The following is a 16,643-nucleotide window of genomic DNA, read 5'->3' on the forward strand; positions in this document are numbered from 1 at the left end:
ACACCTCCTGTAGATTAATTGAACGATAAGTTCTCTTTTAATTCTTGATTCAATAGCGATTGTTTTAAATTAATTTTAGCTTTTTCTGCTTGAATTTCTACTTCCTTCTTTACATCTTCTTCAATTCCAAAGATTTGTTGGAACAATTGGAGCTGTTCAGCAGGATTCTTAGATGTAGAAAGTTCTTTTGCTTGTAGAATCGGCTCTTTCAAAAGTTGGTTAACAATCGATTTCGTATGTTTATTTAATATCTTGCGCTCGCGATCCGTAAGGTTAGGCATTTTGTTTTCAATAGAACTCATTGTCTCTACTTGAATTCTATTCGCTTTTTGGCGTAGTGCGGAGATAATCGGTACAACCCCAAGAGTAGTTACCCACTCATTAAATTGCTCGATTTCGGTCTCAATCATTTTATTGATTTGGGCAGCAGCACGTTCACGCTCAGCAAGGTTCGCTTCGACAATTCCTTGTAAATCATCGATGTCATATAAGAACACGTTTGGTAAATCACCTATTTGTGGATCTAAGTCACGTGGCACAGCAATATCGACCATGAACAAAGGCTTGCCTTTACGTAATCTGTCTACGAATTGCATTAGCTCATAGTCAATTACGTATTCAGTTGCACCAGTAGAGCTGATTAGAATATCAGCCTCAAGTAATGCACATTGAAGCTCATCCATAGGTTTAGCATTGCCTTCAAATTTTGAAGCAAGCTCCTTCGCTTTTTCATAAGTACGGTTAATAACCGTTACTTTTTCAGCACCGCTGCCGTGAAGGTTTTGGATAGCTAGCTCGCCCATTTTTCCTGCTCCTAGGATTACTACATGCTTGTGGTTTAAAGAACCAAATATTTTTTTCCCTAGTTCAACTGCTGCATAAGAAACTGATACTGCATTTTCCCCAATAGATGTCTCAGCATGAGCGCGCTTTGCAAACGTCACAGCTTGTTTAAATAATTGGTTAAATATTGTACCCGTTGTCCCATTTTCTTGCCCGCTTAAAAAGCTTTTCTTCACTTGTCCAAGAATTTGAGTCTCTCCAAGCACCATGGAGTCAATACCAGCAGTAACACGGAATAAGTGATTATTCGCTTCATTGTCTTCATGAATAAATAAATATCTAGAAAGGTTCTCCATTGGGATATCGAACCAATTCGCTAGAAATTGTTTTACATAGTATCTTCCTGTATGCAATTGATCTACAGTTGCGTATATTTCTGTACGGTTACATGTAGATACAATGACGTTTTCTAAAATACTCTTCTGTTCCTGTAATGCCTGCATCGCATTCGGAAGCTCAGCCTCGATAAAAGAAAGCTTTTCACGAATCTCAACTGGGGCAGTACGATAATTGACACCTACCACGAGTGTATGCATGGAGTCATGTCACCCTTTCACGTTCATTTCATAAGTCCTATTATAGCATAGGTTCACAAGTAGATAATTTGTCATTTGTGAACAAGCTATGAAATCTTAATTAGAATTATTATAAATTAATAATAACAAAAAGTATTACTCAATACAAACATTCTGTCCAAAATTATTAAAGATTAACTATTCACATAAAAAAAGATTAACTAAGGATGGTATTCCCTAATCAACCTTTTTTAATCTTAAAACTGTAACATTAACTTCCACCGTTTTTATTAGCTCTTTCTGATGGAAGATAGTAAAATATTACATTCTGCTTTCGATTTCTGCCCAAGCTGCATCGAAGCCTAAACCTGTTTCAGAAGAGAAGATTACTAGAGGATCATTTTTGTCCATTTGCAGCTCTTCTTTGACAATCTTCTTATGCTTATCCCATTTACCTTTAGGAATCTTATCAGCTTTTGTAGCTATAACAATACAAGGTATATTGTAATGCTTTAAAAAGTCATACATCATACAATCATCCGTTGTTGGGGGATGCCTTAAATCAACAATTAATAAGACAGCCTTCAGAACCTCACGGGAGGTAAAATAAGTTTCAATCATTTTACCCCACGCTGCGCGTTCTGACTTTGATACTTTTGCATAGCCATAGCCAGGTACATCGACAAACAATAAATCCTCTTCCAGTTTGTAAAAGTTTAACGTTTGTGTTTTCCCTGGCTTAGAAGAAATACGAGCCATACTCTTACGACCAATCATTTTATTGATAAAGGAAGACTTCCCTACATTGGAGCGCCCAGCAAGAGCAAATTCCGGTAAATCTCCCTCTGGATATTGAGCTGGTCTAACAGCACTTATTAATAGTTCAACGTTATGAATTTTCATTTATTTTGCCTCCTCTAATGCCAGTTGAAGCACCTCTTCAGCATCGGAAACAAAATGGAACGTCAATACTTCGCGAACACTTTCTGGTATATCTTCAATATCACGCTCATTGTCTTTTGGACAAATAATTGTCGTTAGACCTGCGCGATGTGCACTTAATGTTTTTTCTTTTAAACCACCAATAGGTAGCACTCGTCCTCTTAAAGTTACTTCGCCAGTCATACCAACTTCCCGAAGAATTGGGCGTTTAGATAATGCTGAAACAAGCGCGGTAACAATAGTAATACCTGCTGATGGGCCATCCTTAGGAACAGCACCTTCCGGAACATGAATATGGATATCCTTGTTTTCATGGAAGGTTGGATCAATTCCAAAATCATTGGCTTTCGATCGTACATAGGACAAAGCAGTTTGAGCAGACTCCTTCATAACATCACCAAGCTTACCAGTAAGCTGTAATTTACCAGATCCAGCAGATAAAGACACCTCTATTTGGAGTGTATCTCCCCCTACCGTTGTATAGGCAAGACCTGTTGCTACGCCTACTTGATTTTCTGACTCAGCTTGTCCATAACGAAACTTGCGTTTACCAATCATGTCTTCCAAATTCTTTGCAGACACAGTGACACGTTTTTTGTCTCCAGATACGATTTGAAGAGCAGCCTTACGACAAATATTTGCCAGTACTCTCTCTAAGCTTCTGACTCCAGCTTCACGAGTATAATAACGTAAAACATCTATTAGGGCATCATCTTTAACTTGTAGCTGAGTTTTCTTTAAGCCATGTTCTTTAAGCTGCTTTGGCAGCAAGTGATTTTTGGCAATAGAAAGCTTTTCTATTTCTGTATAACCAGCAATAGAGATAATTTCCATACGATCTCTTAAGGGACCAGGAATTGTACTTAAGTCATTAGCAGTAGCAATGAAAAGTACATTCGAAAGATCATATGTTTCCTCAATATAGTGATCACTAAAGGAATTATTCTGTTCAGGGTCAAGTACCTCTAGCATGGCTGCGGCAGGATCTCCGCGGAAGTCATTAGACATTTTATCGATTTCATCTAGCAAAATAAGCGGATTAATCGTTCCTGCCTTCTTCATCCCTTGAATAATTCTTCCTGGCATGGAACCTACATATGTTCTGCGGTGTCCACGAATTTCAGATTCATCTCTTACTCCTCCAAGGGAGATTCGTACAAATTTACGTCCTAGTGATTCAGCGATAGATTTGGCTAGAGAGGTTTTCCCTACTCCTGGAGGTCCAGCCAAGCAAAGGATTGGTCCTCTTAGCGATTTAGTCAATTGGCGAACAGCCAAATATTCTAAGACACGCTCTTTTACTGTTTCAAGTCCATCATGATCACGATCTAAAATTTGTTCAGAACGTTTAATATCTAATTGATCCTCAGTAGACTTAGACCAAGGGATAGAAACAATCCATTCAATATAATTGCGAATGACTCCACTTTCTGGAGCTTGAGTTGGAAGCTTCTCATAACGATCTAACTCTTTTAACACATTATTTTTGGTTGTTTCCGGTAAACCAGCTTCTTGGATGCGCCTTTTTAACTCAGCAACCTCACCTGTCTTACCTTCTTTATCTCCGAGCTCGGTTTGAATGGCCTTCATTTGCTCACGAAGATAAAACTCTTTTTGCGTTCTTTCCATAGCATTTTTAACACGATTATTTATTTTTTTCTCAAGATTCAAAATTTCTTGTTCATTATAAAGCTGCACGATTAAGGTTTCCATGCGCTCTTTAACATCCATGATTTCTAGAATCTCTTGTTTGCCAGATATTTTGAGCGGTAAAGCTGCCGCAATCATATCAGCTAATCTACCTGGTTCTTCAATATCTGCTACAGAACGGTAAGTTTCCTCTGACACTTGCTTGGAAGCCTTCGTATACTTTTCGAAATTATGTAATAAAGTACGCATTAACGCTTGATCTTCTTGATCAGCTTCTTTTGGCTCGATATATGCTGACACGGTTACTTCATCCATTTTGTTTGTAACTTTATATTCATCCCAAATTGCACGCTGAAGTCCCTCAACTAATACCCTCATCGTTCCGTTCGGTAACTTCACAACCTGTTTTATATGCGCAAGAATCCCTACAGGATATATATCCTCTTGGCTAGGATGTTCTACACCCAAATCCCTTTGTGCGGAAATAAAGAGTTTTTCTTCGCGTTTCATTGCTGTATTTAAAGCATCAATTGAACGCTCGCGCCCTATATCTATATGTAAAACCATAGTAGGAAATATAAATAAACCACGAAGGGGTAAAACTGGGTAATATGTTTTTTCTGCCACTTTGGAATTCACCTCCATCATATTGTATCCTTTATGTATCCTAATAATACAGTAAACCTCATGATAAAAAGAGGTAGTTTTCATCTTATAAAGAGAAATAGCTGACATCCTTGCTCGCGCCTATGCACGTAGTTTGGAAGCCAGCTTTTTCAATGGCTATTAAGCCGATGTTTTTTCGTTATCTAAATCTTTTAGTTCAGAACCATCTTCTAATAAAAGTTTAGGACGTGCGTGCTCTGTAATTGTTTCTTTAGTAATCACACATTCTACGATATCTTCTCGTGATGGTAATTCATACATTACATCTAGCATTGTATTTTCAATGATAGAACGTAATCCACGAGCACCAGTTTTACGCTCAATAGCTTCCTTCGCAATTTCCACTAAAGCTTCATCTTCAAATGTTAACTTCACATTATCCAACTCAATCATTTTTTGATATTGCTTAACTAGTGCGTTCTTAGGCTCTGTAAGGATTTGCACTAACGCTTTATCATCCAACTGCTCTAGACTTGCTAATACAGGTAAACGACCGATGAATTCAGGGATTAGACCAAATTTCAATAAGTCCTCTGGAATTAACTGAGATAACACAGATTTTGCATCTTCTTGAACTTTGTTAGGATCTGCACCGAAACCAATTACTTTTTCACCTAAACGGCGTTTAATAATCTGTTCGATTCCATCGAATGCTCCTCCAACGATAAACAAGATGTTCGTTGTATCAATTTGAATAAATTCTTGATGAGGATGCTTACGTCCACCTTGTGGTGGAACACTAGCTACAGTACCCTCAAGTATTTTAAGAAGGGCTTGTTGTACCCCTTCACCTGAAACGTCTCTAGTGATAGAAGGGTTTTCAGATTTACGTGCAACTTTATCTATTTCATCTATATAAATAATGCCTTTTTCTGCTCTTTCAATATCATAGTCTGCTGATTGAATAAGCTTTAAAAGGATATTCTCTACATCTTCCCCTACGTATCCAGCTTCTGTTAAAGAAGTAGCATCTGCAATAGCAAATGGAACGTTGAGAATTCTAGCTAAAGTTTGAGCAAGTAATGTTTTACCGCTACCAGTTGGTCCGATTAAAACTATATTTGATTTAGATAATTCTACTTCATCAATTACGCTATTAGAGTTAATACGTTTGTAATGGTTATAAACAGCTACTGCAAGTGATTTTTTTGCTCGCTCTTGGCCAATTACATATTCATCTAAAATAGCTAAAATTTCTTTTGGTTTTGGAACTTCTTTGAACTCTACTTCTTCCTCTGTGCCAAGTTCTTCTTCTACTATTTCAGAACATAAATCAATACACTCATCACAAATGTAGACACCAGGCCCCGCAACAAGTTTACGAACTTGTTCCTGTGGCTTGCCACAAAAAGAACATTTTAAGTTCCCTTTTTCATCATTGAATTTGAACAAAATATTCACCCCTATTCAAGCCATTATCTTACAAGATTCTTTGTTCGGAATCAAATAATAAGTTTGGTCAAGTTTTTTTTACATCAGACGCTGTTACGTCTTATTGCAACACTTAGGTATATACAAAAGCACCATTACAAAAAGAGCCTCTGAATTTCTTGCAGAACAATATGCAATTTAAACTACTATACCACATAACATTGGGTAACAAACAAACAACGGTAACAGCGCCATACCTTTAAAAATATGTATGTATAAAACAAGGCACAGACAGATGCTGTACCTTGTTATATATTATAACGCGTTATGTGTAATTATGAAATTTTAGCGTTTTCTACTAAGAATTCCACAGTTTTTTGGAAGCGAAGGTCATTTGCAAGAACTTCTGTACCACCAAGTGCACGTTTAATATCGTCAGCTGACATATTGAATTGTGCACTCATTTTTTCTAATTCAGCGTTGATATCTTCTTCAGACGCTTGAAGATTCTCTTTCTCAGCAATTGCTTCAAGAGTTAATGATACTTTCACACGATTTTTAGCATCTTCTGCCATTTGTCCGCGTAAAGCAGCCTCGTCTTGACCAGAGAACTGGAAGTAAAGATCTAAATTCATGCCTTGTTGCTCTAAACGTTGACCAAATTCTTGTAGCATACGATCAGTTTCTGTTTCAATCATTGCTTCTGGGATATCGATAGTAGCGTTTGCTGCAGCAGCTTCTACTAAATCATCACGTAGGTTTTGTGCTGACATTTGTTTTTTCTCTTCAGCAGTAGTTTCTTTAAGTTTAGCACGTAAAGCATCAATGCCTTCTACTTCAGCATCAATTTCTTTAGCTAGGTCGTCATTAAGCTCAGGAAGTTCTTTTCCTTTTACTTCTTTAACTGTAACTTTGAAAGTTGCTGCTTTCCCTGCTAATTCAGCTGCATGGTACTCTTCTGGGAATGTAACTTCTACATCTTTTGAATCGCCAGATTTAACTCCTACAAGTTGACCTTCAAAGCCAGGGATGAAAGAGTTAGAACCGATTTCTAATGGGTAGTCTTGACCAGCTCCACCTTCAAACGCTTCTCCGTCTACAAATCCTTCAAAGTCGATTACAGCAGTATCGCCTTCAACGATTGCATCTTCTTTTACTACTAATTCAGCTAAACGAGCTTGTTGAGCTTTTAATTGCTCTTCAATTTCTTCGTCTGTAACTGTTTCATCTACTTTAGTTACTTCAAGTCCTTTGTATTCACCAAGTGTTACCTCTGGTTTTACTACTACATTAGCAGTGAATACTAAAGGTTGACCTTTTTCCATTGATACGATGTCGATTTCTGGACGATCAACTGGGTCAATACCAGCTTCTTCAACTGCTGAAGCATATGCATGTGGAAGAATGAAATCTAATGCATCTTGGAATAAAGATTCAACTCCGTACATTTTTTCGAAAATTTGACGTGGCATTTTCCCTTTACGGAAACCAGGTGCATTAATTTGCTTTACCACTTTTTTGAAAGCTTGATCTAAACCGTTGTTTACTACATCAGCAGCAACTTCAACTGTTAAAAGACCATTATTTCCTTCTTGTTTTTCCCATTTAACTGACATTTATTCTACCTCCAATAAATAAATTACAATAATTTAGTAGCCTGTATATTAAAAGTTTGAAACTTAACAGGACAGTTTTTCACTAATTATATTGACAACCTGTATATTATAGCATAATTGACTAGACTTTCAACATTATTGATATACAAGTATGTTCGTCCGATTACCTTTCGAAAAAAGAAAGGTTATCTTATTTCCTTCATACTTTATAATCCTTTAAATCGGATAGGTATGTCAACTATAAACAAAGAAAAAATCATTCGCTAATTTCGTGAAAAAAGCTTCTTTTCTTTTTTCACCATGCAATTTTTCCCATCACAACTTCTTTTGAAGCACCAGTTACAGATGGAAGATTGTTCGTTCTTTTCTTAAAGCATTGGTAACCCAACAGAGCAAAAATGACAGCTTCTTTAGCATCGGCAACCATTCCATACTCTTCAATTCCAACTACAGAGATATCCTTTGGAAGATATTCTTGAATACTATTAAATAGTGTTTGATTATTTCTTCCTCCACCGCTGATTAAAACTTCTTTTACATATGCAGTTTTTCCATGAGTTAAGATTTCTTTAGCTATAGTTTTTGCAGTTAACGCGGTGACAGTAGCTATTCTATCTACTTGATTAATATATAAACTCTCCGCTTCCTGCCAAAGTTTCCTAGCAAAACCCACTCCGAACATCTCTCTACCCGTACTTTTAGGGTAATTCTGTTCGAAATAAGGGTGATCAAGTAGCTTATCTAGCCACCTTTCATCCACCATACCCCTACGTGCAATATCTCCATCTCGGTCAAAGGATTCCCTACCTGCAGTTGCCCATGACACGAAAGCATCAATAATCATATTTCCAGGACCAGTATCATACGCGATAACATTTGCTGCTATAGCACCCTTAGATAAGACGGTTATATTAGATATGCCTCCAATATTAACGAGGACTCTTCCATAATTTTCTTTTGCATAAAGCATGTGGTCTGCGTATGGTACCAATGGAGCACCACTTCCTCCTACAGCCATATCACGTGTTCTAAAATCCCCAACTGCAGTTATTCCCGTACGCTCGGCCAAGACTGCTATATCACCTATTTGTAAGGTAGATATTATATCCGTTCCTTCAATTTTAATAGGATCAGGTTGATGGAAGATCGTTTGGCCATGTGAACTTACAAGTAATATATCACTGGGCGTTAATCCTGCCTGTTGAATAACAGTTAAGGTAACTTCAGAAAAAACTTCTGCTAAATACATATTCATTGCACTAATGTTCTCTATCCTAGCCAGTTCAGGTATACAAAGCTCTCCAAGCTGTTCTTTTAGCTCTCTAGAGTATGGGACAGACAAATAATTCACTAGATCTATTTGTAAATAGTCCTGAGCATCCGATATTTTAACGAGTGCTGCATCTACTCCATCCAAGGATGTTCCCGACATAAGACCTACTACATAGCTTGTTTGTCCTTCCAATTGCCTCTCTCCCCATATGAGATTTATGTGCCCATCAAAACATATTAAAGCAGCTTTCGATATGAGGTATATCCTTTCCATACCTCATAATCTAATTTACGATAAAAATCGACAAGCCCAGTCCAATCTATGACAATATTTTTAATATTTCTGCTTCGTAGAAAAGCTATAGCAGCCTCAACAATCGCAATGCCATATCCACTGCCTCGTTCCCTAGAATCAACTCCTAATGGACCGATTCCTCCTAATTCTCGGTTAAATAGAGGAGCCCAATAAACGTTTTGTGCAATCATAGGTGAAGAAGCATCATTTATTCTTGAAAAACCAATAATTTTGTTTTCTTTTTTGAGAACGATAAACTCTCGACCAGTACCTCCTCTTTGGAAATAATGAAGAGCCTCGTACTCCCATCTACCTGGGAAACAACGATGAAGAAATGCAAGGAAATGCTCTCTATCCTCAAGATTTAATAGAGAGAATTCTACGTTGTCGAAGGAAGGCAATACTTTTGTGTCCTCATCCTCATACCTACAAAGCATGTCGTACTCCTTTCCGAATGCTTGATATCCCCTCTTTTCAAACCAAGTCTCCTTACTTTGAGAAGGTACACCAGGGAAATAATGCCACGGATCTTTACCTAACAATATCTCATGCATACCAGCTGTGTGTAGAGCTTCCTCTGCATGTCTCAATAGAGCAGATCCGACCCCCTGGTTACGGTATTCATGATGAACAAGAATTACTTGTATCCATCCCGTTTTGTCTTTCATCGGGACTGACAATTCTTCCTGCCACCTTTTGCCTACAATAAATCCGATTACTCTATCCTGCTCATCGACAGCAATTCGCGAAGCCTCATGACAGACATTTTCATCATGAAAACTATTTTGTTCAAATAGCTCCTTACGCATAGGAAACTCACTACCTAGCTCTATATTCCATAAATTCACCAGTTCATCTAGCCTTTCCACATGCCACGCTATAAGTTTCATTATTTCACCTCTTCTACTTAGTTTGTTCTATTAAATGTTTCTAAAAAAAACTCATCGATGTCCACTTTTTCTTCTAAGAGAGCAGCGACCACAGCTCCACCAGCCGGCAATATTTTAGGGAAAATCATTTCCACCCTGACACCTTTTTCTTTAATGGTTTGCCCAATGGATTCCTTCAAAATGTCATATCTACTAAACAAGCCTCCTACTAAAACAACTGAAATGGCCTTGTCTCCTTGAGTGAATAATTGACTTACAACTGTAGAAATTGCTATACCAAGCTCTGCTCCATTTTTTTGTATAATCTTTTTGGCTGTTATGTCATCTTGCTGTACTGCCTCCATAACTAACATGGTTAACGAAGATATTAGCTTTTTAGGGTTTTCAGACTGATAAATATTTGGAATAATATCTGGTAATTCATCTTTGCCAAAATGCTTCGTAAGGAGTTCGCACAAGAGCGTTGGTTTAGTAATACCATCTCTTGCTTTAAATGCTTCCTCTAAAGCATCTCTACCAATTGCATAGCCGCTTCCCTGATCCCCAAATAGGTGGCCCCAGCCTCCTACACGCGCTCTTTCGAATATTTGGTTAACACCATATGTAATTGCTCCTGTCCCTGCAATTTGTACTATTCCAGGTCTACCTATAGTTCCGGAGTACAGTGCTGTAATAGCATCATGATCTATAGTAATATTTACTCCTGATGGAAAGAGGGAAAGGAGCATTATTTTCAAGGCTTCTTGATTGGAGGTATTGCCTGCTCCTGCCATGCCAGCAAATACTCGTTTTACCTGTTTGAAATCATCTGGTGCAGATTCTTTTAAATTAGTTACAAGCTTTACTAATTCTGCTTGGACAGCTTTCTTTCCTGTGCTATTTATATTGGTTCCACCAACTGTTGCTTTTGCTACTACTTCCCCCTTATATGTAGCAATAATTCCGGTTGTTTTCGTTCCTCCACCATCAATTCCTATTACATACATTTTGTCTCCACCCCTTTTTGACAATAAACAAGCCAACTCCTAGGAGAGTTAGCTATGTAATAAATTATTTTTTGGAATCCTTCGACAGAAAATTGACCGCATCTCGTGTGGCATCAAGATACTTAACAGTTTCCTCGTATTGTAGAGATGCAACTCCCATAAATAGAATATCCACCACCTGAAGCTGTCCAATTCGAGAGGAAGTAGCGCCACTACGAAATGTTGACTCTCTTGTTGCTGACGTATAAAGCTTTATATCCGCTATCTTAGAAATAACTGAGTTTCCATATTTGGTTATACTAATAATAGAAATGCCTTTTTGTTTAGCTAGCTCCAATACTTTAGCTACTTCTGCTGTTTCTCCAGAAAATGAAACAGCTACTACAACGTCTCCTTCCTCCGCTGTTGCTACTAAGGTCATCGCCAAATGAATATCTGGAAAGGCATAAGCATTCTTGTTAATCCGCAAAAACTTTTGTTGGGCATCTTGCGCAATTATATTAGAGGCTCCTACTCCAACAAAATGCACTGTATTTGCAACTTTAAGAAGTTGAATAGCCTTTTCTAGTTCTTCTGTATTTAACATTTCTGCAGTTTCACGTATCGTTTTGATACTATTATTTGTCATCTTGTCAATAATGGATAAAATAGGTTCATTGGGCTCAATATCTCTAAACCCGTGCTCTGTCGTCTTTTGCAAATCTCCTGCAATACGTAGCTTTAGGTCTTGTAAACCTTTTAAGTCTAATGATTTACATAGCCTAATGACTGCGGCTCCACTTGTAGAGCTTCTTTTACCTAATTCGATTGCCGTTAAAGAAATTGCCTCTTGAGGATGATTTAATATGTACTTTGCAATTTTTCTTTCAGAGGGCGGCAATGTGTTCACCATTTCGTTTAGCATAACTAGTCCACCGTTGGCAGATGACATAATAATCAACTCATTTCTTTATAAAATATGGCTTTTTAGCTAAGGCACTACAGCATCTTTCTTACTGATGAAGGACTTCAAGAATATGGTTTGTATTCATAACATAAACCTTCCGCTCTAATATGAAGCAACCCATAACCGATTGTATTTCCTTGGTTTTTACTTACATATCCTTTTGGCGCAGAATTACCTGTAATAATAAAACGAACTCCTCCATACTCCCACTGATCAAGCGTATGTAAATGTCCAAACAAAACTACAATGTCACTTGAGGGCACTTGTCTCTTATATTCAATTAGAATTTCTTCTAATTTCTTTGTATCTTTCCTATCCATTTCATGGGCAGTTCCAAATCGATCCTTAGTTGGAACATGTGTAAGAATGACAATTCGCTTTTCATTGTTAGATGCTAAAACTTCCTTTAAATAAGTAAACTGGGACGAATCAGATTGTGTAATACTTTGCTCTATCGCACTGTTTAATATAATAAATAGTACATTCCCATAATTGAAATGATAGGCTGGGGAACCCATGAAGTTCCGATATAGTTTTAAATTGCCTTGAAACGCCTCATGATTGCCTGCTAGAGTCAATATCGGCTTCTTTGCGTTAGCCAGCAGAAACTCTTTAAAAAGTATGTATTCCTCTTCTGTTCCTTGATCTACAAAGTCACCCATATGTATCACAAAGTCCGAGGAGGCTTCCATAGAATGTCCTAGCGCAGCCTTCCCGTATTCAAGTGAATGTGTATCGGGAATAATTGCTATTGAATAGCAGTCTTCAACCTTTGGTGAATTGAGAGTTTGGATAAAAAACTCTTGCTGAAAGAGGTCCATTTCATTCCCAGCTCGATCCCTTGCATAAATTGAGAAATGATGGTTCCCATCTTCTAATCTAACGTTAGCAATTGCGTAACCCCAGCCAGTTTCTTCATCATATATAACTTGTTGCTGTCTATTGTTAATAGTGATGATAATTTCTTTTCCTTCAATCCCACTTTGATCATCTAACAGTCGAAAATTTATCCGGGGTGTGGCTGTGTACACCACGGCTGAATTGGTTGGCGTTACATTTGATAATATAGGTTTTTCAAGATCTTGACTTAAATCTACTCTATAAGTTTTCTCTAGATGTGGTACTGACCAATTACCTGCCAGATCCTTTGCATGAACACTTATAGTATAGTTCCCTTCAGGAAGATCTTGTAAAAGATAAGAAATCTTGTTCTTTTGAATGGAATGAATAACTAATTCATTGTTTACCTTCATTATAATAGAATTCAGGTCTACTCCTGACATAAAATCACTCACTACGGCAGAAAAAACAAACGAATTTGAATAGACCTTTTCTTTTTCAGGTAATATGTCACTAAATACGGGTCCAGAAAGATCCTGATCATCCACATACACAAAAAGAATTTGATCTAAATAGAACTTTCCATTAATACTGGAGTCTTTTTGGTAAATCATATTTGTTTCTACCGCATATATTTGCTCCAACCTTAATGGAAGCTTCCAGTTTTGCTCTATCTCTGCGTCTAAGTACTTCCAACCTCTCCAGCTAATGTTACCGTCTGTTAGGTTTACTACTTTTCGCTCATTGTCCCCATCTATAATAGTTGCTCGGAGCCATGGTGTTTTCCCATCACTATGTACCCACATAGCTATCTTTTTAGGTCTCTGCTCTGTCAGTAATTCCTTCTTAAACTTAATATACATGGCTCCATTCCCTGTAACCCAGCCTCCGAAGTTAAAGTTAATTTGCAAACTATGATTACCATGTTTTACGTAATCCTTACTTAGAGATAAATCATAGGAGGAGACAAAAGAACGGTTAGTGTCATAGTCACTAAGTTTGGCACAGTCAAAATCATCCAAGATTAGCTTCTTTAGTTCCTTCATCATGCTCCCTCCTCTTATGATTTCGTTCCGGCCAATTCAATTGCCTTTCGAACAAATCCATTTGCTTGTTCAATATAATCCTTAGCCGCTTTATAATCTACATTCGCTTTCATCATTACTATCGCAGGTTTTACTTCCTTATTTGTTAGTCCTAAATATTTCTCTGTCTCTTCATAAGACTGTTGAGTAATAGTTTGGATGATTCCCTTCGCTCGCTCTTCTAGCTTTTCATTACTAACTGAAACGTCCACCATTAAATTTTCATAAACCTTTCCTAGCTTGATCATTACGGTAGAGGAGATCATATTTAGGATTAACTTATGAGCAGTTGCTGCCTTCATTCTAGTAGAGCCAGTAATTACCTCTGGTCCTGTTTCTACTTCAATTTTTATAGCTGCATATTCACTTATAATGGAATTTTTGTTTGCAGTTAGACTGATGGTTTGTGCTCCAATCTGACTAGCATACTCTAATGCTCCTATCACATATGGTGTTCTGCCACTCGCTGCTATTCCCACTACTACATCACAACTAGCTAAGTTTCTTTCTATTAAATCTTCTTTACCCATTACCGGGCTATCCTCAGCGCCCTCTACAGCTTTTTCAAAAGCGTTCAATCCGCCAGCCATAATAGCTTGTACTAAATTTGGTGATGTTCCAAAGGTAGGAGGACATTCCACAGCATCTAATATTCCTAGCCTTCCACTGGTTCCTGCACCAACATAAAATAATCTTCCACCAGACTTCATGGATTCATATACAACATCTACTGCCTTTTCAATTTCCTCCAAGACTTCCTGAACACATTTAGCGACATTTAAATCCTCATCATTAATCAAGGTTAAAATGCCTTTGGTAGACATATTATCAATATTAGTCGACCTATCATTTCTCTGTTCTGTTGACAGCTTAGTTAAATTAGCCAAATCCTTCATTTTAATCATCCTAGTTATATAAGTCGTATATTTTCTTTTCCTTCTGAAATCCTTCGATAAGAGCTAGACAGTTCTCTATATATACCTCGGTGGTTCCTCCCCACACTCTGTCCCTCAGACCTTTAGTTCCAGCCAATAAATCGAAAAAGTACTTCTTTTGCTCATTTTTTATGAATGAGAAGTCAGTTGGGTACATTTCCGCTATTGTTTCTAAAAGCAATAGCCCAGTTTTCCAGGAATTCAATGTATTACGATTTACTACATGTAACTGTATGCCACTACAGATTACATCCTTATACTTTTGATACGTCGGCTTAAAAGAAACTGGCCTTGCTATAACTCCTTCTACCCCTCTATCATTAAAAGCTTTTGAAAGACTATTACCGTCAACATAAGGAGCGCCAATCCATTCAAATGGTCTCGTAGTTCCACGGCCTTCAGATAAATTGGTACCTTCTATTAAACAAGTTCCAGCGTATAAAATATTCATATCAATGTTAGTTGTATTTGGAGATGGAGGGACCCAGAACAAAGGTGTATCATCGAAGTACATCGATCTCTTCCAGCCCTCCATTGGTACAACAGTTAATTCACAATCATAGCCAAATTTGTATTTAAACAGCTGTGCAAGTTCTCCAACTGTCATGCCATGTCTGTTCGGAATCGGTAATAGTCCAACAAAGGAACGGACATCTTCTTCTACTAAATTTCCTTCCAAACGCTCCCCAGAAATAGGATTTGGTCGATCCAAAACGACAAATTGTTTTCCTTGCTCTGCACAGGCTTCCATCACATAGGCCATTGTATAAATGTATGTATAGTACCTCGAACCAATATCCTGCAAGTCAAAAACTATTACATCGATAGATTCCAGCATTTCCTTCGTCGGCTTTCTGGTTTTACCGTACAGACTGTATACAGGAAGATTAGTATATGGATCGAACGAAGACTGTACCTCTTCCCCCTCCTTGGCATCCCCACGTATACCGTGCTCTGGACCATATAAGGCTTTGAGAGAAATGCCCGGATGTTCATAAAACAAATCAATCGTAGGAGTAAGCTTTTGATTCACTCCCGTCATATTCGTAACAAGACCAATACTTTTTCCAGTAAAGCGTTTATATTCTCTGTCTAAAAAGACTTCTAATCCTAGCTTCATTTGTTTCCTCCACTATTTAGACATTTGAGGGCTCATATTTTGTAAAGGTTTTAGATGCACCCCACGTGAGGATATAGGCAGTAACACTTCCTCCAAAGAAAAAAAGTAGTGCAGGGATGGTCATGAAAGCTACATAGTGAACAAAGCCCAATATAGCAATCATTGCAATTGTAAGTACTGGATGAATAACGCCTATTACGAATGCCCATTTAATATTTTGTAAAGCATTAACATTAAAATGAACAAAAATTGGAAAAGAATATAACAACACTATCAACAACACTATATAGAGCGCAATAACCCCATAGCTTGCAACAAAATAAACCATATTTTCCTGTGCTCTTAATATTTGGAGCTCAATATATAAGAGATAGCCTACTCCAGCAAGGAGGTAGCCAAGCAAATTTGCTTTAAAAAATTCCTTGCTATACGATTTCCAGAAGGTTTGAAATATTTTAATATCTGTATCTCCCGAAACCCATTTTCTCACAACTGCAAACATGCCAGCTGTAGCAGGCATCAGCCCAAAAAAGAACAAACCTACTAATGTGAAGACAAACCATAATATGTTAACGTAAGCTAATCTCATCGCCCACAAGGAAAACTGATAGTATCCATTTACAAAACCATTCATAGTAGTCTCTCTCCCTTCATGGATGGTTTGAAGTTAC

13 protein-coding genes are annotated in these 16,643 nt (G+C 37.6%); all 13 read right to left on the reverse strand.

Annotation, left to right across the window (positions count from 1 at the left end; genetic code table 11):
- Nucleotides 1-14: 14 nt before the first annotated feature.
- A complete protein-coding gene (gene hemA / locus MKY94_RS12710) occupies nucleotides 15-1,379 on the reverse strand; it encodes a glutamyl-tRNA reductase (protein WP_191696813.1) in 1,365 nt (454 codons plus the stop codon).
- A gap of 300 nt (nucleotides 1,380-1,679) precedes the next feature.
- The gene (yihA, locus tag MKY94_RS12715) at nucleotides 1,680-2,261 is read right to left on the reverse strand and encodes a ribosome biogenesis GTP-binding protein YihA/YsxC (protein ID WP_144535655.1); all 582 of its coding nucleotides are present in this window, start codon (nucleotides 2,259-2,261) and stop codon (nucleotides 1,680-1,682) included.
- The gene (lon, locus tag MKY94_RS12720) at nucleotides 2,262-4,598 is read right to left on the reverse strand and encodes an endopeptidase La (protein WP_186318091.1); all 2,337 of its coding nucleotides are present in this window, start codon (nucleotides 4,596-4,598) and stop codon (nucleotides 2,262-2,264) included. It abuts the gene before it with no gap.
- Nucleotides 4,599-4,736: 138 nt separating this feature from the next.
- Nucleotides 4,737-6,008 (reverse strand): ATP-dependent protease ATP-binding subunit ClpX, encoded by a 1,272-nt coding sequence (gene clpX, locus MKY94_RS12725; protein WP_144535651.1) that lies wholly within the window; start codon nucleotides 6,006-6,008, stop codon nucleotides 4,737-4,739.
- 314 nt (nucleotides 6,009-6,322) lie between these two features.
- Entirely contained in the window at nucleotides 6,323-7,603 is a 1,281-nt protein-coding gene (gene tig / locus MKY94_RS12730) for a trigger factor (protein WP_144535649.1), read from the reverse strand.
- A gap of 295 nt (nucleotides 7,604-7,898) precedes the next feature.
- Complete coding sequence (locus MKY94_RS12735) at nucleotides 7,899-9,068, reverse strand: anhydro-N-acetylmuramic acid kinase (RefSeq protein ID WP_342577144.1); 1,170 nt, start codon at nucleotides 9,066-9,068, stop codon at nucleotides 7,899-7,901.
- 44 nt (nucleotides 9,069-9,112) lie between these two features.
- Nucleotides 9,113-10,060 carry a GNAT family N-acetyltransferase gene (locus MKY94_RS12740; protein WP_191696812.1) on the reverse strand — a complete coding sequence of 316 codons (948 nt, stop codon included), beginning with the start codon at nucleotides 10,058-10,060 and terminating at the stop codon, nucleotides 9,113-9,115.
- A 17-nt stretch (nucleotides 10,061-10,077) separates the two neighbouring features.
- On the reverse strand, nucleotides 10,078-11,046 hold the full coding sequence (locus MKY94_RS12745; RefSeq protein ID WP_151109278.1) for a BadF/BadG/BcrA/BcrD ATPase family protein: 969 nt from the start codon (nucleotides 11,044-11,046) through the stop codon (nucleotides 10,078-10,080).
- 64 nt (nucleotides 11,047-11,110) lie between these two features.
- The gene (locus MKY94_RS12750; protein WP_222123055.1) at nucleotides 11,111-11,977 is read right to left on the reverse strand and encodes a MurR/RpiR family transcriptional regulator; all 867 of its coding nucleotides are present in this window, start codon (nucleotides 11,975-11,977) and stop codon (nucleotides 11,111-11,113) included.
- 77 nt (nucleotides 11,978-12,054) lie between these two features.
- Nucleotides 12,055-13,881, reverse strand: coding sequence for a metallophosphoesterase (locus MKY94_RS12755; RefSeq protein WP_151109276.1), 1,827 nt, complete (start codon nucleotides 13,879-13,881; stop codon nucleotides 12,055-12,057).
- Nucleotides 13,882-13,892: 11 nt separating this feature from the next.
- Entirely contained in the window at nucleotides 13,893-14,813 is a 921-nt protein-coding gene (murQ, locus tag MKY94_RS12760; protein ID WP_151113626.1) for an N-acetylmuramic acid 6-phosphate etherase, read from the reverse strand.
- A gap of 10 nt (nucleotides 14,814-14,823) precedes the next feature.
- Nucleotides 14,824-15,972 (reverse strand): DUF1343 domain-containing protein, encoded by a 1,149-nt coding sequence (locus tag MKY94_RS12765; RefSeq protein ID WP_191696810.1) that lies wholly within the window; start codon nucleotides 15,970-15,972, stop codon nucleotides 14,824-14,826.
- A gap of 16 nt (nucleotides 15,973-15,988) precedes the next feature.
- A complete protein-coding gene (locus MKY94_RS12770) occupies nucleotides 15,989-16,606 on the reverse strand; it encodes a YesL family protein (protein WP_151109274.1) in 618 nt (205 codons plus the stop codon).
- Nucleotides 16,607-16,643: the final 37 nt, after the last annotated feature.

Origin of the sequence: Psychrobacillus sp. FSL K6-2843 (genome assembly GCF_038626375.1) — a bacterium.
Lineage (GTDB): Bacteria > Bacillota > Bacilli > Bacillales_A > Planococcaceae > Psychrobacillus > Psychrobacillus faecigallinarum.